Annotated in this window: 20 protein-coding genes; 13 read left to right on the top strand and 7 right to left on the bottom strand. The window is 68.5% G+C overall.

Annotated elements, in window-relative coordinates:
- Positions 1-98: 98 nt before the first annotated feature.
- From EV649_RS29195 to EV649_RS41275, 7 genes are all read left to right on the top strand, one after another.
- Positions 99-848, top strand: a complete 750-nt coding sequence (locus tag EV649_RS29195; protein ID WP_130386811.1) for a cupin domain-containing protein — start codon at positions 99-101, stop codon at positions 846-848.
- Complete coding sequence (locus tag EV649_RS29190; RefSeq protein WP_130386810.1) at positions 845-2,005, top strand: Gfo/Idh/MocA family oxidoreductase; 1,161 nt, start codon at positions 845-847, stop codon at positions 2,003-2,005. Before EV649_RS29195 ends, EV649_RS29190 begins: the two co-directional genes overlap by 4 nt.
- Entirely contained in the window at positions 2,005-3,156 is a 1,152-nt protein-coding gene (locus EV649_RS29185; RefSeq protein WP_130386809.1) for a dihydrodipicolinate synthase family protein, read from the top strand. Before EV649_RS29190 ends, EV649_RS29185 begins: the two co-directional genes overlap by 1 nt.
- Positions 3,153-3,968 carry a sugar phosphate isomerase/epimerase gene (locus EV649_RS29180; RefSeq protein WP_130386808.1) on the top strand — a complete coding sequence of 272 codons (816 nt, stop codon included), beginning with the start codon at positions 3,153-3,155 and terminating at the stop codon, positions 3,966-3,968. The genes EV649_RS29185 and EV649_RS29180 overlap by 4 nt, the downstream gene beginning before the upstream one ends.
- Positions 3,969-3,983: 15 nt before the next feature.
- Positions 3,984-4,739, top strand: coding sequence for a sugar phosphate isomerase/epimerase (locus EV649_RS29175; RefSeq protein WP_130386807.1), 756 nt, complete (start codon positions 3,984-3,986; stop codon positions 4,737-4,739).
- Between the two features lie 81 nt (positions 4,740-4,820).
- Entirely contained in the window at positions 4,821-6,260 is a 1,440-nt protein-coding gene (locus EV649_RS29170; protein WP_130386806.1) for a diguanylate cyclase, read from the top strand.
- Between the two features lie 173 nt (positions 6,261-6,433).
- Positions 6,434-7,519 carry a hypothetical protein gene (locus EV649_RS41275; protein WP_198682753.1) on the top strand — a complete coding sequence of 362 codons (1,086 nt, stop codon included), beginning with the start codon at positions 6,434-6,436 and terminating at the stop codon, positions 7,517-7,519.
- On the opposite strand, the gene EV649_RS29160 is transcribed toward EV649_RS41275, so the two are convergent.
- From EV649_RS29160 to EV649_RS29150, 3 genes are read right to left on the bottom strand one after another with little or no spacing between them, the layout of a single operon-like run.
- Positions 7,500-7,982 (bottom strand): GNAT family N-acetyltransferase, encoded by a 483-nt coding sequence (locus EV649_RS29160; RefSeq protein ID WP_130386805.1) that lies wholly within the window; start codon positions 7,980-7,982, stop codon positions 7,500-7,502. The two genes, EV649_RS41275 and EV649_RS29160, sit on opposite strands and share 20 nt — an antisense overlap.
- Positions 7,983-8,001: 19 nt before the next feature.
- The gene (locus tag EV649_RS29155; RefSeq protein ID WP_130386804.1) at positions 8,002-8,820 is read right to left on the bottom strand and encodes a Fic family protein; all 819 of its coding nucleotides are present in this window, start codon (positions 8,818-8,820) and stop codon (positions 8,002-8,004) included.
- Positions 8,817-9,047 (bottom strand): antitoxin VbhA family protein, encoded by a 231-nt coding sequence (locus EV649_RS29150; protein WP_130386803.1) that lies wholly within the window; start codon positions 9,045-9,047, stop codon positions 8,817-8,819. The genes EV649_RS29155 and EV649_RS29150 overlap by 4 nt, the downstream gene beginning before the upstream one ends.
- A 172-nt stretch (positions 9,048-9,219) precedes the next feature.
- Between EV649_RS29150 and EV649_RS29145 the strand changes: the two genes are divergently transcribed.
- Positions 9,220-10,800 carry an alkaline phosphatase D family protein gene (locus tag EV649_RS29145; RefSeq protein WP_130386802.1) on the top strand — a complete coding sequence of 527 codons (1,581 nt, stop codon included), beginning with the start codon at positions 9,220-9,222 and terminating at the stop codon, positions 10,798-10,800.
- A gap of 9 nt (positions 10,801-10,809) precedes the next feature.
- Here EV649_RS29145 and EV649_RS29140 read toward each other — a convergent pair whose 3' ends face one another.
- Positions 10,810-11,556, bottom strand: coding sequence for an SDR family oxidoreductase (locus EV649_RS29140; RefSeq protein WP_198682752.1), 747 nt, complete (start codon positions 11,554-11,556; stop codon positions 10,810-10,812).
- An 86-nt stretch (positions 11,557-11,642) separates the two neighbouring features.
- Between EV649_RS29140 and EV649_RS29135 the strand changes: the two genes are divergently transcribed.
- A complete protein-coding gene (locus EV649_RS29135) occupies positions 11,643-12,485 on the top strand; it encodes a helix-turn-helix transcriptional regulator (protein ID WP_130386800.1) in 843 nt (280 codons plus the stop codon).
- A gap of 3 nt (positions 12,486-12,488) precedes the next feature.
- On the opposite strand, the gene EV649_RS29130 is transcribed toward EV649_RS29135, so the two are convergent.
- Positions 12,489-13,298 carry a polysaccharide lyase family protein gene (locus EV649_RS29130; protein ID WP_130386799.1) on the bottom strand — a complete coding sequence of 270 codons (810 nt, stop codon included), beginning with the start codon at positions 13,296-13,298 and terminating at the stop codon, positions 12,489-12,491.
- Entirely contained in the window at positions 13,298-14,821 is a 1,524-nt protein-coding gene (locus tag EV649_RS29125) for an alkaline phosphatase D family protein (protein ID WP_241998788.1), read from the bottom strand. Before EV649_RS29125 ends, EV649_RS29130 begins: the two co-directional genes overlap by 1 nt.
- Positions 14,822-14,972: 151 nt before the next feature.
- On the opposite strand from EV649_RS29125, the gene EV649_RS29120 reads away from it, so the two are divergent.
- The 4 genes from EV649_RS29120 to EV649_RS29105 all read left to right on the top strand — a co-directional run bounded on the left by EV649_RS29120 (position 14,973) and on the right by EV649_RS29105 (position 18,029).
- Positions 14,973-15,848 carry an aldo/keto reductase gene (locus EV649_RS29120; protein WP_130386797.1) on the top strand — a complete coding sequence of 292 codons (876 nt, stop codon included), beginning with the start codon at positions 14,973-14,975 and terminating at the stop codon, positions 15,846-15,848.
- Between the two features lie 51 nt (positions 15,849-15,899).
- Positions 15,900-16,235, top strand: coding sequence for a tetratricopeptide repeat protein (locus tag EV649_RS29115; protein ID WP_130386796.1), 336 nt, complete (start codon positions 15,900-15,902; stop codon positions 16,233-16,235).
- Between the two features lie 94 nt (positions 16,236-16,329).
- Positions 16,330-17,430: an LLM class flavin-dependent oxidoreductase gene (locus EV649_RS29110; RefSeq protein ID WP_130386795.1), complete on the top strand. Its 1,101-nt coding sequence runs from the start codon at positions 16,330-16,332 to the stop codon at positions 17,428-17,430.
- On the top strand, positions 17,427-18,029 hold the full coding sequence (locus EV649_RS29105; RefSeq protein WP_130386794.1) for an FMN reductase: 603 nt from the start codon (positions 17,427-17,429) through the stop codon (positions 18,027-18,029). Before EV649_RS29110 ends, EV649_RS29105 begins: the two co-directional genes overlap by 4 nt.
- Here EV649_RS29105 and EV649_RS29100 read toward each other — a convergent pair.
- Complete coding sequence (locus EV649_RS29100; RefSeq protein ID WP_130386793.1) at positions 18,015-18,788, bottom strand: TetR/AcrR family transcriptional regulator; 774 nt, start codon at positions 18,786-18,788, stop codon at positions 18,015-18,017. The genes EV649_RS29105 and EV649_RS29100 overlap by 15 nt on opposite strands.
- Between the last annotated feature and the right edge of the window lie 22 nt (positions 18,789-18,810).

The following is an 18,810-nucleotide window of genomic DNA, read 5'->3' as shown; positions in this document are numbered from 1 at the left end:
ATCGCTTTCCGTTACAGGTTGACGGGAGGTTTTCGCCCACCTATGGTTACGGTCACAAGCTGCGGAAAGCCCTTTCCAAGGCTCGGAGGGAGGCGTACATGTGTGAGTTCGAGCCCGGACCGGCCGTGGCGCTGCCGGGCGGTATCGGCATCTCGAAGCTGACGGTGTACGACGTCGAGGCTCCCGACGGCCTGGTCGGCGGTACTCCGCATGTGCACCTGGCCTGCTCCGAGGGGTACTACGTGGTCGCCGGCACCGGCGCCGTACAGACCCTGAACACGAAGGGTTACAGCGAGACGCCGCTACAAGCCGGCACCGTGGTCTGGTTCGACCCGGGCACGATCCACCGGCTGGTCAACGGCGGCGCTCTGCAGATCCTCACGCTGATGTCCAACTCCGGACTCCCCGAGGCCGGCGACGCCGTCCTGACCTTGCCGCCCGAGCACCTCACCGACCGCGAGGCCTACCTGCGCGCAACCACCCTCACCGGCGAGGGCGAGGACCGTACGACGTCCGCGATGGCCCGGCGCGACCTCGCGCTGCAGGGGTACGCCGTACTGCGGGAACGGTACGAAGCGGAAGGACCCGCGGCGCTGGACGACTTCTTCGCGGCGGCGATCCAGCTCGTGCAGCCGCAGCTCGCGGACTGGCGGAAGCGCTGGGAAGAGGGCGCCCGCCGGCTCGCGGACGAGACCGGCGCCGCGCTGGACGCGCTGGAGGCCGGCACCGCACCGCATCTGCAGTCCGCCGAGGTCCACCAACTCCCCACCCCCACCGAGTTCGGCCGGCACGGCATGTGTGGACGACTCGACGTTTATGACACTCAAGCGCGAGAGGCAAGACTGTGAACGAGCGACGCATCGGCATCGTGATGAACGGCGTCACCGGCCGGATGGGCCTGCGCCAGCACCTCGAGCGCTCCATCGTGGCGATCCGGCAGCAGGGCGGAATCCCCGCTGCCGACGGCACGATGATCATCCCCGAGCCGATCCTGGTGGGCCGCAACGAGCTGAAGCTGCGCCGGATCGCCGAGCAGTACGGCCTGGAGCGGTACACCACCGACCTGGCCGAGGCACTGGCCGCGCCGGACGTGGAGATCTACTTCGACTCCCAGCTCACCCAGCTGCGCGAGAAGGGCGTCCGGGCCGCGGTCGAGGCCGGCAAGGCGATCTACTGCGAGAAGCCGATCGCCGAGAGCCTGGACGCGGCCGTCGACCTGGCCAAGCTGGTCCTCGACTCCGGCCTGAAGAACGGCGTGGTGATGGACAAGCTGTCGCTGCCGGGCCTGCGGAAGCTGAAGCGGCTGGTCGACGGCGGGTTCTTCGGCCGGATCCTCTCGGTCCGCGGCGAGTTCGGCTACTGGGTCTTCGAGGGCGACTGGCAGGAGGCGCAGCGGCCGTCCTGGAACTACAAGTCCGAAGAGGGCGGCGGCATCATCCTGGACATGTTCTGCCACTGGCGGTACGTGCTCGACCAGCTGTTCGGCGAGGTCAGGTCCGTGTACTGCCAGGGCGCGACGCACATCCCGACCCGGGTCGACGAGAACGGTGACAACTACGCCGCCACTGCAGACGATGCGGCGTACGGCGTGTTCGAGCTCGAGGGCGGGATCGTCGCGCAGCTGAACTCGTCCTGGGCCACGCGGGTGTTCCGCGACGAGCTGGTCGAGTTCCACGTCGACGGGACCGAGGGGTCGGCGGTCGCCGGCCTGCGGAACTGCCGCGCCCAGCACCGGTCCGCGACGCCGAAGCCGGTGTGGAACCCGGATCTCCCGGTCACCGAGAAGTTCCGCGACCAGTGGGCGACGGTGCCGGACAACGAGCCGATGGACAACGGGTTCAAGGTCCAGTGGGAGATGTTCCTGCGGCACGTGGTCGACGACGCCCCGTGCACCTGGGACTTCGTCGAGGCCGCGAAGGGCGTCCAACTGGCCGAGCTCGGCCTCAAGTCCTGGCACGAGGGCCGCAAGCTCGAGGTCCCCGAGCTGAGCCTGAAGGCCAACTGATGGAGATCGATCTTCCTGCTGCCGACGGACTGGAGACGTATCGTCTCGTTGGTCAGCCGGTTGCTCAGGGCACCTATTCACCGGCTTCGAGTCGGCTGGCGTTCGCCGCGGCGCATGTTGTCGCCGACCCCTTGGGTGACAACTCGCCAGGCGCGCCCGCGGTGATCGACTGGGAGCACACGCTGGAGTTCCGGCGGCACCTGTGGTCGCTCGGGCTGTCGGTCGCGGAGGCGATGGACACCGCGCAACGCGGGATGGGGCTCGACTGGCCCGCGACGCAGGAACTGATCCGCCGCTCAGCCGCAGAAGCCCCCGACGGCCGCATCGCGGTCGGCGTGGGCACAGACCAACTCGTCATCGGCGGCACCCATCCCCTCGACGCGGTCGTCGCCGCCTACGAGGAGCAGCTCGCTGTCGCCGAGGAGGTTGGCGCGCAGCCGATCATGATGGCCAGCCGGGCGTTGTGCGCCGCGGCGGAGTCCCCCGACGACTATCGGAAGGTGTATGACCGCCTGCTCACGCAGTCGACCCGACCGGTCATCCTGCACTGGCTGGGCTCGATGTTCGACCCCGCGCTCGAAGGCTACTGGGGAAGCACCTCGGTGGACGCGGCCGCGGACACCGTCGTCGAGCTGATCAACGACAACGTGTCAAAGGTCGACGGCATCAAGATCTCGCTCCTCGACGCCTCGAATGAAGTTGCCCTGCGCAACCGCCTCCCCCAGGGCGTCCGGCTCTACACCGGGGACGACTTCAACTACCCCGAACTGATCCACGGCGACGGTGAGCGGCACAGCGACGCGCTCCTCGGGATCTTCGCCGCGATCGCTCCGGCAGCAGCGGCTGCTCTCAAGGCGCTGGACGACGGTGACCTGGCGACGTACGAGAAGGTGTTCGCGCCGACGGTCCCGCTGGCCCGCCAGATCTTCTCCGCGCCGACGTACTACTACAAGACCGGCATCGCCTTCCTGGCCTGGCTGAACGGGTTCCAGCCCGGGTTCACGATGGTCGGTGGCCTGCAGACCGGACGGTCGCTGCCGCATCTCGCGGACACGTTCCGGCTCGCGGACCAGGCCGGCGTACTGACGAATCCCGAGCTGGCCGTCGACCGGTTCCGGCAGCTGTTGCGCGTGAGCGGGATCGACGCGTGAACAGGTACAGCCTCAACCAGGCGACCACGAAGTACTGGCCGCTCGAGGACGTCGTCGGGGCGAGCGCGAAGGCCGGTCTGGAGTGGATCGGGCTGTGGCGCGAGCCGATCCAGGAGTACGGCGTCGACAAGGCGGCTCGTCTGGTCGCGGACGCGGGTCTGAAGGTCTCCTCCTTGTGCCGCAGCGGCTTCTTCACGTCGACCGACCCGGCTGAACGGAAGACGAAGATCGAGGACAACCGGCGCGCGATCGACGAGGCCGCGACGGTCGGTACGTCGGTCCTCGTGCTGGTCAGCGGCGGACTCCCGGCCGGGTCACGTGACCTCGACGGTGCCCGCGGCATGGTGCGCGACGGGCTCGCCGAGCTGGCGCCGTACGCCGAAGAACGCGGCGTCACGCTGGCGGTCGAGGCGCTGCACCCGATGTTCTGCTCGGACCGGTGCGTGGTGTCGTCGCTGGGCGGTGCGCTCGACCTGGCGGAGCAGTTCCCGGCGTCGCAGGTCGGCGTGATCGTGGACGCGTACCACCTGTGGTGGGACGCGGACGTGTACCGGCAGATCGAGCGGGCCGGCGAGCGGATCGTGTCGTACCAGGTCAGCGACTGGGTGGTCCCGCTGCCCGAGGACACGCTGCTCGGGCGCGGCCTGATGGGCGACGGTTCGATCGAGCTGCGCCGGCTGCGCGAGGCCTGCGACGCGGCCGGGTACGACGGGCCGATCGAGGTCGAGATCTTCAACCAGCAACTGTGGGACGCGCCGGGGCAGGAGGTTTTCGACCTGGCGCTGGCGAGGTATCAGGAACACGTTCTCTGACAAGGAGCTGTTTGTATGACTGACCGGACCATTCCTGCCGACGGAATCGGGATGCACCTCTACACGATGCGAGACGTGCTGGCCGAGGACTATTCGGGGACGCTGAAGCGGCTGGCCGGGATCGGGTATCGCACAGTGGGCGTGAGTGGGCGGTTCGACCACAGCGCGGCGGAGATCCGTGGGTTCGCGGACGACGCCGGGCTGTCGATCGTGCTGGAGCATGTCGGATACGCGCGGATGAGCGACGACTGGGCCGGCGCGCTGGCCGACGTACAGACGCTCGGGGCGCAGTGGGCCGTCGTACCGTCGATTCCTTCCGAACTGCACTCGGTCGAGGGCTTCAAGACCGCCGCGGCCGCGTTCACCGAGGCCGGGAAGGTGGCGCAGGACGCCGGGCTGAAGCTGCTGTTCCACAATCACGGCCGGGACTTCGACGAGGTCGACGGGCAGGTGCTGTACGACATCCTGCTGGACGTGGACCCGGAGCTGCTCGGGTTCGAGCTGGACCTGTACTGGGCGGTCGACGGCGGGCACGACCCGGCGAAGCTGTTCCAGGAGCACCCGGGCCGGTTCCCGGCGCTGCACGTCAAGGACATGGCCGAGGACGGGTCCTGGGAGGACGTCGGAGCCGGGAAACTCGACTTCGGCGCGATGTTCGCGCACGCCGAGTCGGGTGGCGTGGAGCAGTACCTGGTCGAGCACGACAAGCCCACGGACGCCTGGCACTCGGCCGAGCGCAGCTACCGCGGACTGACCGAACTCCGGTACTGAATCCTGTGACAACAAACGCTTAACCGGGTCAGCTGTGGATACGACTGCTCACGCCTCGTGAAATCGGCCTATCCTCAACGGGTGCAGAACGAGCCCGCGGTCCGGCTGTCTGCCGTCCGTCGCCTGTACGAAGTGAGTGCGCGGATGGGCGCCGGGCGCAGCCTTGCCGAGACGCTGCAAGCGGTCGTCGACGGCGTCGTGAACGGGCTCGGTTTCGGCATCGCCGTACTGAATCTGCGGCACCCGGACGGGAAGTTCGAGGTGATCGCCGTCGCCGGGTCGCCGGAGGCCCGGGCGGCGCTCCTCGGGAAGGTGAGCGCGGCGGACCTGTTCGACGCCGAGTTCGCGATCGCGGACGCGTGGGGCAAGCTCCGGTTCGTACCGCACGAACGGCTCCCGGAGGGCGAGGTGACCGGCTGGGTGCCCGACGTACCGGTATCCGACGCGCCGGACGCCTGGCATCCGCTGGACGCACTCTTCGCGCCGCTGTACTCGTCGGACGGCGACCTGGTCGGGATGCTGTCGGTCGACCTGCCCGAGGACCAGCGCCGGCCGGGTCCGATCCATCGGGAGCTGCTGGAGATCTTCGCGACACAGGCCGGGCTGGCGATCGACAAGGCGCGGCTGACCGATCGGCTGCTGGCCGAGAAGACCCGGCTGGAGGCGAGCGAGGCGACGTTCCGGCTCGTCTTCGAGGGCGCCGGGAACGGGATGGCGACGGTCGCGTTCGACGGGCCGGAGCTGGGCCGGATCCTGCGGGTGAACGACGCGTTCTGCCGGATCACCGGCTACACCCCGGACCAGCTGCTCGGGACGCGGCTGGTGACCTTCCTGCGCGACGAGGAGCCGGACCAGACCCGGGTCGACTTGGAAGAGGTTGCTGCTAGCAACGGTACTTACCGGTTCGAGCGGGTGTTCACGCAGCCGAGCGGGAACGCGATCTGGCTTGCCGGTACGGCGGCGCTCGTCACGCAAGGCGCCGGGCTGCCGCGGATCCTCCTCGTCCAGATCGACGACGTGACCGCCCGCAAGGACGCCGAACGCGAACTCCGCCACCACGCCGCGCACGATCCGCTCACCGGCCTACCGAACCGCCGCCTCCTGCAGCACCGCTTCACCAAAGTCCTCGAGCAGACTCGCGCCACCGGCCGCCCCGGGGCCCTGCTGTTCTGCGACCTCAACCACTTCAAACTCGTCAACGACGGCTACGGCCACGAGGCCGGCGACCGCGCACTCCGCGAGATCGCGACCCGCCTCAGTACGGCGGTCCGCCACGGCGACACCGTTGCGCGGCTAGGTGGCGACGAGTTCGCCGTACTGGCCGAAGACATCACCGGCGACGACCTCACCACCCTCATAACCCGCCTCGAAACCGCCGTCAGCCGACCCCTCCCCAACATCGCCGTCGAAGTAACCACCAGCGTCGGCACCGTCCCCATCACCCCCACCACGACAGACCTCGACACCCTCCTCCACGAGGCCGACCAAGCCATGTACACCGCCAAGAACCGCCGCCCCTAGGAGTGGTGGGTTCGGCTCGCGTCTCCGGAGTGGGGCGAGTAACTGCCCGATCTGGGTGGGTAGGACTCCCCAACCCCCGCCGTTCCGGATCCAATCGATGGCTGCGCCGGTGTCTAGCGCTGTTCGGTGGAATGTGATTGAAAGGACCCAGTCGTAGGACCTGGGGGAGCATCATGCGGACAGTTATGACGGGACCGGCGTGGGTTGCGTACTCGCAGATCTATGTGGAGAGTGCGGAGGACTACGCCGACATGCACGAATGTTTCGCCGGGCAGCGGAACGGGTTGTGCGGGGCGGCGGTGGCGGGGAAGTTGTTTCTGATGACTGGGCTGCACACGGGGAAGGTCGGCTTTACGGTCGAGGTGCACGACAGGATGCCTTCGGTCGAGTACAGCGCGGAGGACGTCGTGGAAGCGGCGTACTGGCCTATCGGTGACGCGGCGTTGGTCACCTGGGGAGGAAGCGGTGGATCGTGGCCGCTGGAGCTGGAGCCGGGAGTGGAATATCGCGTTCGGTACTCCGCCTGGAACATGGACGCTGGCCATCAGGCGGGGCCGCCGATGGACGACGAACCGCTGGTCGACCGGTATCTACTGCAGTTCTGGCCGGCGCGGCCTGCGCCGGATCGGGTGGTGAAGGAGACCAGCAAGCAGGCGGCGTACAGGCACAAGTTCGCCCGCGAGCAGCCGAAACCGGCCCAGTTCGCCGAGATGAAGCAGGAGAGGGCGCGGCAGGCCGAGGAGCAGCGGCTCGCAGAGCACGCGGCGGCTTGGGGCGGAGCCTCGCCGAGTGAGCGGATGCAGGGCGCGCCATACGCCCGGGAGTTGTCGGCGCTGGACCGGGCGTTGGTGGATGCGCTCGAGCAAACCGACCCGCAGACCCTGCGTGCGATTGCGCGGTGGGCGGCGCGGCGCGCGTGCGAGGAGGCCGGGTACGGCGGCAACGAGCAGATCGCCGGAGTTCTGGACCGCATGGACCATGGTGCGGGCTGGCTCGAGACCCTCAACGGGCCGCCGCCACCGGTCGAACCGGGGACGGAGCCGGTCCCGACAATCGCCCTGCTTGGCATCCAGGTGCACGGGTGGTTCGACGAGCGCGACCCCTTCGAGAACACCGAGACGGTGGTCACCGCCACCTTCAACGAGGACCCGTTCCATGCCGCGGTCGAGTCGGTCTGGCTTGCGACGCGGCCGTTTGTCGACAAGGGACGGTTGCCGGTCGAGTTGCGAGAGCGGTTCCTTAGGAACCCAGGTTTTTGAGGGGTTGGGCGGTTAGGCGGTAGATGGTCCATTCGTCTTGGGGTTTGGCGCCCAGGGACTTGTAGAAGTTGATGGCGGGGGTGTTCCAGTTGAGGACGGACCATTCGAGGCGTTCGTAGTTGTTGCGGACGCATTCCTGGGCGAGGGCGGTGAGGAGGGCTTTGCCGAGGCCGGTGCCGCGGGTTTCGGGGCGGACGAAGAGGTCTTCGAGGTAGATGCCGTGGACGCCGCGCCAGGTGGAGAAGCTCAGGAACCAGATCGCGCAGCCGGCCACCTGGCCCTCGTGTTCGGCGACGTGGCAGAAGACCGCGGGGTTGTCTCCGAACAGGGCCGTCTGCAGCTGGTCCGCGGTCAGGTGGCACTCCTCGAGAGCACGTTCGTACTCCGCGAGCGCGTACACCAGTTCCACGATCGCCGGGACGTCTTCCGGCCGGGCACGGCGAATCCGTTCGTCGGTCTGCATACGGCCTATCCTGCACCGGTCAGGTCTGGTGCTCGGCCTCCGCCTCGGCTTCCAGCTCGACGGCACGGGTGCCTGGGCGTTTGTCGTCGACGTCGATCTGCTCGGACTTGTCGATTCCGGCGTACGTCGAATTCTGGAGTTGGAGGGCGGCCGCGAGTTCCGGGTCGGCGCGCAGCACCGAGCCGCGTTCGACGGTCAGCTTGTCGAAGACGGCATACATCTTGCGCGGGTCCGGGTCCGTGCTCTTCTCCAGGTCCGCCGGGTACGACGCACTCGACGCCGCGTTCCACTCGTCCCGCTCGACGCGGTCGAAGTCGAGGCGGTACGGCGACATCTCGGACACGTGGCTGATGAACTGCTTGGCGGTCGCACCGTTGCCTTCCCGGAACGGGTGAGTGAGGTTCTGGTAGCTGTACACCTCGGCGATGCTCTGCACGAACTCCTCGCGCGACATCGTCGACCAGTCCTTCTCGTTGACCTTGTTGCTGACCTTCTCGGTCCACTTGTCCAGGCGCTCGGGCGGCACGAACGGGTTGCCCTGCTTGGACATGTTCACGTCCCGGAACTTCCCGGCCCAGTCGTACACGTCCTGGAACATGTGTTTGTGGATCGCCTGCAGGTGCGCCTTGTCGTACGTGCGCGGGATGTCGACCTCACCGCGGTCCATCTCGCCCTGCCGGACGGCCCGCAGACTGTACTCGGCGAAGTGCAGCTCGATCGGGTTCTTGATGTCGAGCTTGTTCTTCAGACAGCTGCCTGGCTCCCAGAGGTAGGCGTCCCAGCGCTGCTTCCTCTCGGCGGCCTCCGCGGCTTCCTCCGGCGAGACCTCCTCGGTCACTCCGGCCCGCCGCCGGTCACCTTCGACAGCGTCCGGCGGATGTACTCCGCGGTGTCGATCCGGCCCAGTTCGCGATCGATCAGATCGGCGACGTCGTCCCGGCCGGGCTCCCAGCCCTCCAGGCGGTTGTTCGCCAGCGCGTCACTGACCCGCTGCTTCTGCTCGTCGTCGAGTTGGTCGAAAAGGTCCGGCCACCGGCGCGCGTAGCGGCACGGTTCGTACGGCATAGGTCAGCTCCCCGTGTAGTCGGCAATTCCGCCCAGCCTAGCGAAGCCCCGGCTCCTACCGCTCACGCTCGTTAATTTACCGAACTGAGTCGTTAACCTCCGCGTCAAGCCACCGCCACCCGCCGACTGAACACTGACAGCGCTCTCCGACCGCCCGTCATCTGGAGGAACCATGTCCGTGTCCCGCCGTCGCTTCCTCGGGTACGGGGGTGCGGGCGCTGCCGCCGTACTGCTCGGCACCGGGGCCTGGGACGCCTCGACCACGTACGCGTCCCCGTCCGGCACCGGCAACCCGTTCACGCTCGGGGTCGCCTCGGGCGATCCGCAGTACGACGGGGTTGTGCTGTGGACCCGTCTCGCCACCGATCCGTACGCCGTCGACGGGAAGGGCGGCATGCCCGCGCGCCCGGTCCGGGTCGAGTACGAGGTCGCGTACGACGAGAACTTCCGCCATGTCGTACGGCGCTCCAGCGTCGTCGCAACCCCCGAACTCGGGCACAGCGTCCACCCCGAGGTCCGTGGCCTGTTGCCGGACCACGTGTACTACTACCGCTTCCGCGCCGGTCAGGAGGTCTCGCCGACCGGCCGGACCCGGACCGCTCCGCACCCGCTGGCGAACCCGCGCGAACTGCGGTTCGCGTTCGCGTCCTGCAACGCCTGGCAGGACGGGTACTTCACGGCGTACGACCACATGGCGAACGAGGACCTCGACCTGGTCGTGCACCTCGGCGACTACCTGTACGAGTCCGGCGTGAAGACGAACAAGCGCGGCGTGACCACCGACCCGCGGTTCCACACCGAGACGTTCGACCTCGCGCGGTACCGGCTGCAGTACTCGCTGTACAAGACCGAGGCCCCGCTGCAGGCCGCGCACGCCGCGCACCCGTGGATCCACACGTTCGACGACCACGAGGTGGAGAACAACTGGGCCGGCGACCTCTCCCAGCTCGACACCGAGCCGGACCAGGACCCGGCCGTGTTCCGCGCCCGCCGCGCACAGGCGTTCCAGGCGATGTACGAGAACCTGCCGGTGCGGCACGAGCAGATGCCGTCCGGGCCGGACATCCGCTACCACCGCCGGCTCCCGTACGGCCGGCTCGCGGACTTCACGATCCTCGACACCCGCCAGTACCGCAGCGACCAGCCGTGCGGCGACGGCGACTCGTCCACCTGCGACGACCGGTTCGACCCGGACAACACGATGCTCGGCGGCAAGCAGCGCGCCTGGCTGCTGGACGGGTTCCGCCGGTCGAAGGCGCGCTGGCAGGTGATCGGCAACCAGACCCCGATGGGCCAGACCGACTGGACGCCGGGCCCGGAGACGCACGTCTGGCTGGACCCGTGGGACGGTTACGTTGCCGAGCGCAACAAGGTACTCGCGGCCGCGCAGGACAGCGGCGTCCGCAACCTGGTGGTGATCACCGGCGACCGGCACCAGAACTACGCGCTCGAACTGAAGCGCGACTTCGCGAACCCGGACTCGGCGACGGTCGGCACCGAGTTCGTCGGTACGTCGATCACCAGCGGCGGCAACGGCGCCGACACCACGGACCAGGGGCAGCAGTTCCTGGCCGCGAACCCGCACCTGAAGTTCTTCAACTCCCAGCGCGGCTACTCGCGCGTCACGATCGACCAGCACCAGTGGCGTAACGACTTCCGGGTCGTGCCGTACGTCGACACACCGGGCGCCACGATCAGCACGCGGGCGACGTACGTCGTCGAAGACCGCCGCCCGCACGTCCACTCCGCCTGAAAAGCATCATCAGACGCCGAGGCCGCCGTCCACCCGCAGCACAGCACCGGTCACGTACGACGCCCGGTCGCTGAGCAGCCAGGCGGCGGCCTCGGCGACCTCGACGGGCTGTGCGCCGCGGCCGAGGGGCGTCCGCGCGACGAGGCCGTCGATCACACCGGGCGTCGCCTGGTCCCAGTCCTGCAGCATTTCGGTCAGCGTCGTACCGGGTGCGATCGCGTTCACCCTGATGTTCTCGGGGCCGTAGGTGATCGCGGCGGACTCGGTCAGGCTGTTCAGCGCCCGTTTCATCGCGCCGTACGCCGGGAGCGCCGGGTTGCCGGCGAAGCTGCCGACACTCGACGTGTTGACGATGCTGCCGTGCCCGGCGGTGGCCCGAATCGCGGCGACCTCGGCCACGATCGCGGACCACGGGCCTCGCAGGTTCACGGCGTACACCTGTTCGAAGGCTTCCTGGCTGAGTCCGTCCATCGGACCGGGCGGCTGGCCGATCGCGCCGTTGTTGAAGGCGGCGTCGAGACGTCCGTACTCCGCCACGGTTCGGTCGACCGCGGCGCGGACGGAGTCGGGATCGGCCAGGTCGCAGACGACGTACTGCGCGTCGACCTCCTTCGCGACGGCGGCGAGTTCGGATTCGGTGCGGGCGGTGAGCATCAGCTGAGCGCCCTCGGCGGCGAAGAGCCGCGCGGCGGCGGCGCCGATCCCGCGACCCGCACCGGTGATGAAGACGACCTTGTTCTCGAGCAGTTTGTCCATGTCTTCGAGCTTTGGCGCTGCGCGCATCGGTAACCAGGCATCGGTAGTACCTGGTTAACTCGGCGCAGCGAGGCAGACTGGATGACGTGGACAAGGCGGAACTGGCGGCATTCCTGCGCAGCCGACGGGAGCGGGTGGCCCCGTCGGACGTCGGCCTGCCCGCCGGGCGACGACGCCGTACGCCGGGTCTGCGCCGCGAGGAGGTCGCGCAGCTGGCGTACATCTCGACCGAGTACTACACCCGGCTCGAGCAGGCTCGCGCACCGCACCCGTCGAGCGAGGTGCTGGCGGGGCTGTCCCGGGCCCTCCGGATGACCGATGCCGAGCGCAACTATCTGCACCACCTGGCGGGTGTGCCGCCGGTGCGGCCGACCGGACCGCCGCGGGAGGTGCGGCAGAGTATTCTCGACCTCCTCGACCGGCTGCCGAACGCGGCCGCGATCGTCCTGTCGGCCTCCTACGAGGTGATCGCCTGGAACCACCTGGCGACCGCGCTGATGGAGGATTTCTCGGTCCGCTCCCGCCGCGACCGGAACTTGATCCGGCGGGCGTTCCTCGATGGCGACCAGCACGTGTACTCCGTGGTGGACGGCCGCCGCTTCGCCCGGAGCTCGGTCAACCAGCTGCGCGCGACCGCGGCCCGGTACCCCGACGACCCGGAGATCCGGGAACTGATCGCCGACCTGCTGGCCGGGAGTACGGCGTTCGCCGAGCTGTGGGAGGCCCGGGACATCGCGGCCGAGCCGACGCTGTGCAAGTCGTTCCAGCATCCGGTGGTCGGATTGGTGACGGTGAACTGTGACGCGCTCGCGATCCCGGACTGCGACCAGCAGGTGATCATCTACACCGCGACTCCGGGCTCCCCGTCGGAGGAAGCGCTCAAGCTGCTGTCCGTGGTCGGCACCCAACGCCTCGACCTGCCCGGCTGAGCCTCAGCGTCGGGCGAACACGCCCAGGGCGTCGTAGGCGATCCAGGAACCTTGGTCCTTGAAGATTTCCAGGACGTTCTGTCCCGACCGGAAGAGGGCCTTCGGCAACGGCAGCTCCAGGTACGACGGTTTGAGGGGCGATCCCGGGTAGGTGCTGTCGGCAATGGTCGAACCTTTGGTGGCGCCGTTCGCGAAGGTGAGGCGGCCGGCCTCGGTGCCGTTGATCGTCAGGAGCGCCGAGGCCGCGAGGCTGGCGTGGCTGTCGATCAACCAGAGCGCGAGGTCGAGATCCTGCTCGGGTACGGCGGGGAGGTCGAAGCGGAACGTGGCGCGGTGGTTCTTCGTACCGGCCCACTTGTCGCCGGGACCGGGCAGCAGGTAGGACCAGTCCGCTGACGGCGTCGACGTACCGAACGTGTAGTCGACGTCCGACGGGAAGCGGGTCGGGTATTCGGCGTAGCCCTTGGGCGAGAGGGCGAGTTCGGAGCCCTTGCCGTCGAACGTGCCGACGGTCGCGATCGGCGTACCGGAGATTGTGACGGACGTCAGGTTCGCGACCGCTGCCGCCGCCGACTGTGCGGATCGGTTGCCTGCGGCATCGACTGTGACGACCGAGTAGGACCGCGTGACGCCGGTGAAGTCGAGGCCGCGGTGCACGAAGTGCGGGTAGACGGTCTTGCCGATCAGGGTCCCGTCGGCGTACACGGCGTAGTGGTCGACGACGGTCGCCCACGAGACGGGCTTCCAGTCGAGCGTCACGATTCTGATGCCGCCGGCGCCGTGCAGGCCGGTGATTGCTGGTGGTCGACGCATCACAGTGCCTCCAGGCGGGGATCGGCGACGGGCGTGCGGAAGCGGGCGACGACGTTCGGCTGGGCGTTCGTGTCGGCCTGGATGTACGGGAAGTTCACGAACTCGGTGGTCAGCTCGGAACGGGTCATCGTGCTGTGCACGTAACCGCGACGGGCGTTGTAGAGCTTCATGTACGGGTGCTGCAGCCAGTCCTTCGCGTACGCGTCGGTGTCGGTGCCGTCGCCGTTCGAGCCCACGGACGAGCAGACCAGCTCGACCCCGACGGTCCGCGAGGCGGGGTCGGCGAAGTCGAGTTTGAGCTCCGACGCGACGTGGCGGTGGATGTCGCCGGTGAGCATCACCGACGTCCCGGCACCGCCCATCGCCTCGAGGACGCGGCGGCGGTTGGCCGGATAGCCGTCCCATTGCTCGGTGCGGTCGTCGGTGACGGCGCTGAGTACGACGCCGCCCGCGACGATGTTCCACGGCGCGCGGGAGCCGCGAAGTCCGTCGTACAGCCAGGCTTCCTGCTCGGCGCCCATGATCGTGCGCTGCTCCGAGACACGGTCGGCCTCGTCGACGGGCAGCGGGTCGCGGTACTGGCGGGTGTCGAGGAGGTGGACTCTGGCCAGTGAGCCGATGTCGTACCGGCGGTAGATACGGCCGTCCGGACCCTGCGGGAGGCTGCCGAGGGCGAGCGGGGCGTTCTCGTAGTACGCGCGGTACGCGACGGCTCGGCGATGGACGAAGAGCTCGGGCGGTACGCCGTACAGCGAGTTGGCGGCGCCGTAGTTGTTCTGCACCTCATGGTCGTCCCAGACCAGGAACCAGGGCGCGACCGCGTGCGCCGCCTGGAGGTCGGGGTCGGTCTTGAAGAGGCTGTAGCGCAGGCGGTACTGCTCCAGCGTCTCGATCTCGACGCCGTGCTCCGGCCCGACCGTGACGCCCGCGCGCCAAAGGTTGTCACCGGCAACGATCCCGTACTCGTAGATGTAGTCGCCGAGGAAGAACACCGCGTCGGGAGCGCGCCGGGCGATGTCGCGATGCGCGGCGAAGTAGCCGTGGTACCACGCCTGACAGGACGCGGTCGCGAAGGTGAACTGCTCGCCGTACGTCGGCAGGGTCTTGGTGCGACCGACAGGACTGACCTGGGTTCCGACGCGGAAGCGGTAGAAGTACTCGCGGCCCGGCCGGAGACCACGCACCTCCGGGTGGACGGCGTGCGCCAGGTCGGGCGAGGCGATCGCGAGCCCCCGCCGTACGACGTTCCGGAAGCGACTGTCCTCGGCCACCTCCCACTGCACCGGCACCTCGCCGGCCGGCATGCCACCGTGGCCGTCGACGGCGAGCGGGGTGGGGGCGAGCCGGGTCCACAGCACGAAGCCGTCGGGTCGCGGGTCGCCGGACGCGACGCCGAGGGCGAACGCGCCGTCCGGGATCGGGCGGGCCGGGGTGGCGTCGGCCGCGGTCGGCGCGGCGATGCCGAGCGTGACCGAGGCCGCGCTCAGGCCGGTGAGCTGGAGAAAGGTACGACGGGACGGCACTGGCGGCTCCGTTCCTCGGGCGAGTTCCGCCATATTCTTACGTAACAACTCTGCGATTTGTAAGCCCTTGACTACATTGACCACTCGTGGTGCTGAATCCCTGCGGAGATTCCTGTTGGATTTCGCAGTCCGCGCGCGGGAGGTTGGACCTATGGCAGCTGACACGAACAAGACCCGCAGGATCGGTGACGTCGACGTGTCCGCGATCGGGCTCGGCGGGATGCCGATGTCGATCGAGGGCCGGCCCGACGAGGCCCGCTCGATCGCGACCATCCACGCCGCGCTGGACGCGGGGATCACGCTGATCGACACCGCCGACGCGTACCACCTGACCGCGACCGACGACGGCCACAACGAGAGCCTGATCGCCAGGGCGCTGGCGTCGTACGGCGGTGACACCTCGGACGTCCTGGTGGCGACGAAGGGCGGCCACCTCCGGCCCGGCGACGGGAGCTGGACGCTGAACGGGTCCCCGAAGTACCTCGCGGAGGCGGCCGAGGCGTCGCTGAAGCGGCTCGGTGTCGAGGCGATCGGGCTGTACCAGTTCCACCGGCCCGACCCGAAGACGCCGTACGAGGACTCGGTCGGTGCGATCCGCGACCTGCTCGACGCCGGCAAGATCCGGATGGCCGGCATCTCGAACGCGAACCCCGCGCAGATCAAGCAGGCTCAGGAGATTCTCGGCGGCCGGCTCGTCTCGGTGCAGAACCAGTTCTCGCCGGCGTTCCGGTCCAGCGAGCCGGAGCTCGAGCTGTGCGACTCTCTCGGCATCGCCTTCCTGCCCTGGTCGCCGCTCGGCGGCATCTCGCGCGCCGGCGACCTCGGCGCGAAGCACCCGGCCTTCCACACGCTGGCCGCGGAGCTCGGCGTCTCGCCGCAGCGGCTGACGCTGGCGTGGATGCTCGCGAAGTCGCCGCACGTGATCCCGATCCCTGGCTCCAGCCGCCCCGAGACCATCCGCGACTCGTACACCGCTGTCGATTTGCAGCTCACGGCCGAGCAGGTCGCCGTACTCGACGCCGCCTGATCCGTCAGGAATACGGTTCCGGCGTACGGCGTTGCGCGGCCTGTGGAAGACATGCGGGCACTGAGCTACGGACTGGCACAGCAGTACTTCGAGGAGCGGGACTATCGAGGTGCGATCCGGGCGCTCAAGCCGGTGGTCGACGAGACGCCCGACGACGTCGGGACCCGACTGCTGCTGGCGCGGGCGTACTACCACGCAGCTCTGCTGAAGCCTGCCGAAGAGCATCTCCTTGAGGTCATCGACCGCGAGCCGACCGAGTACTACGCGCACCTGATGCTGGCCCGCACCCTCGAACGGCTCTCCCGCCGCGACGAGGCCGGCAAACACCGCCGCATCGCCGCCGCCCTGACCGGCGACGATGAGCTGCTGAAACATCACACGGTGTGAGGGCGGACCTCAGACCCCCGGAATGACTCACTCACGATTGGCGTTCTCCTCGGTATCAGTAGTTTAATAGTGAACTACCTACCGAGGAGGACGGATGCAGTTCGGGGTGTTCAGCGTTGGGGACGTGACCGAGGACCCGACGACCGGGATCACGGTCAGCGAGGGTGAGCGGATCAAGGCGATGGTCCGGATCGCGCTGAAGGCCGAAGAGGTCGGGCTGGACGTGTTCGCGCAGGGCGAGCACCACAACCCGCCGTTCGTGCCGTCGTCGCCGACGACCCAGCTCGGGTTCATCGCCGCGCAGACGTCGAAGATCATCCTGTCCACCGCGACGACCCTGATCACGACCAATGACCCGGTGAAGATCGCCGAGGACTACGCGATGCTGCAGCACCTGGCCGACGGCCGGGTGGACCTCATGATGGGGCGCGGTAACACCGGCCCGGTGTACCCGTGGTTCGGGCAGGACATCCGCAACGGCATCCAGCTCGCCGTCGAGAACTACGCGCTGCTCCGCCGGCTGTGGCGCGAGGAGGTCGTCGACTGGGAGGGCAAGTTCCGTACGCCGTTGCAGGGCTTCACGTCGACGCCCCGGCCGCTCGACGACGTACCGCCGTTCGTCTGGCACGGCTCGATCCGGTCGCCCGAGATCGCCGAGCAGGCGGCGTACTACGGTGACGGGTTCTTCCACAACAACATCTTCTGGCCGATCACGCACACCAAGCGGATGATCGAGCTCTACCGGCAGCGCTTCGAGCACTACGGGCACGGCGCCGCGGACCAGGCGATCGTCGGGCTCGGCGGGCAGATCTTCATGCGGAAGAACTCGCAGGACGCGGTGCGCGAGTTCCGGCCGTACTTCGACAACGCGCCCGTGTACGGGCACGGTCCTTCGCTGGAGGACTTCAGCCGGGAGACGCCGCTGACGGTCGGGAGCCCGCAGGAAGTGATCGAGCGGACGCTGTCGTTCCGGGAGCACTTCGGTGACTACCAGCGGCAGCTGTTCCTGATGGACCACGCTGGGTTGCCGCTCAAGACGGTGCTGGAGCAGTTGGACATCCTCGGCGAAGAGGTCGTTCCGGTGCTGCGGAAGGAGTTCGCCGCGCTGAAGCCGGCGCACGTTCCGGACGCGCCGACGCATGCTTCCCTGAAGGCCGCGGCCGAGCGCGCCCACGACCTGGAGACGATCGAATGAACGAGAAGGTCATCGCAGTGGTGACGGCCGGGCTGACGACGCCGTCGTCATCCCGGCTGCTCGCCGACCAGTTGGCGGAAGCGGTCCGGGACGAGTTGTCCGGACGCGGGATCGGAGCGCGGATCGAGCTGATCGAGGTCCGCGATCACGCCCACGACCTCACGAACAACCTGCTCACCGGCTTCCCGTCGGCCTCGTTGCGCGAGGTCCTCGAGACCGTGGCAGGCGCCGACGCGCTGATCGTGGTCAGTCCGACGTTCAGCGCGTCGTACTCCGGCCTGTTCAAGATGTTCTTCGACGTACTCGACGACCAGGCCCTGGCCGGCAAGCCAGTCCTCCTCGCCGCAACCGGCGGCACCGAACGCCACTCCTTGGTCCTGGAGTTCGCCCTCCGGCCGCTGTTCTCCTACCTCAAGGCGCTCCCGGTGGCGACAGCCGTGTACGCCGCCTCCACCGACTGGGGCCCGAACGCCGCCGGCCTCCGCCCTCGCATCGCCCAAGCCGCCACCGAACTCGTAGCAGCCCTCCACAACGAGACCCCCACGCAGGCCGACCCGTTCAAGAACCCCACCCCGTTCGAGGACCTACTGAACAGCTGATCGCGATTCGATCAACGGGGTGAGGCCGTTGAGGATCGTGGTGAGGCCGAAGGTCAGGACGTGGGCGGGGTCTATGACGGACTGGAAGTGTTCGCCTACTGAGGTGCCTACGCGGCCGGCGGTGGGAAAGTGGGTGCCGGACATGACTGTGGTGAGCGTCGGGGAGATCTGACGCCACCACTCCTCGTCCGAGAGACCGGAGTCGCGTTGGGTGCGGAGTTGTTCGGCGCCGGCCCGGGCGGTGCCCTGGACGTGGGTGAGGACGAGGGTCAGAGCCGAGTCCATCTCGACGTCGGTCAGGCCCAGGCCGTCCAGGGGACGTAGCTCGGTCTCGTACTTGCGCGTGATGTTCGGGCCGAGCGCGGTTCGCATCGTCGGGACCTCGTGAATCCACGGGTGCGCGGTCAGCACCTCCCAGTTGCGGAGGGCGATGAACTCGAGTGCGCCGCGCCAGCCGCCGGGCTGATTCAAAGGCTCGTCGGGGTCCGCGTATAGGTCGCCGTACACCTGGTCGAACATCAGGTCGGTCAGCTCGCCCTTGCCGGGGACGTGCGTGTAGAGCGACATCGTGCCGACCTTCAGCCGCTCGGCGACGGTCCGCATCGAGAACGCCTCGAGCCCGGAGACGTCCGCGAGCGCGATCGCCGCGTCGACGATCGCGCGCACCGTCAGGCCGGAGCGGCCGGGTTTGGTGTGACTCCCCCAGAGCAGTGCCAGACTGCGCGCCGGATCGGGTGCCGCCGCCTTCCTTCCCGCCACCGGAACCTTCCTCTGCCGCTCG

Source organism: Kribbella sp. VKM Ac-2569 (assembly GCF_004216905.1).
Taxonomy (GTDB): domain Bacteria; phylum Actinomycetota; class Actinomycetes; order Propionibacteriales; family Kribbellaceae; genus Kribbella.
This window is presented reverse-complemented; position numbering and strand designations above follow the sequence as displayed.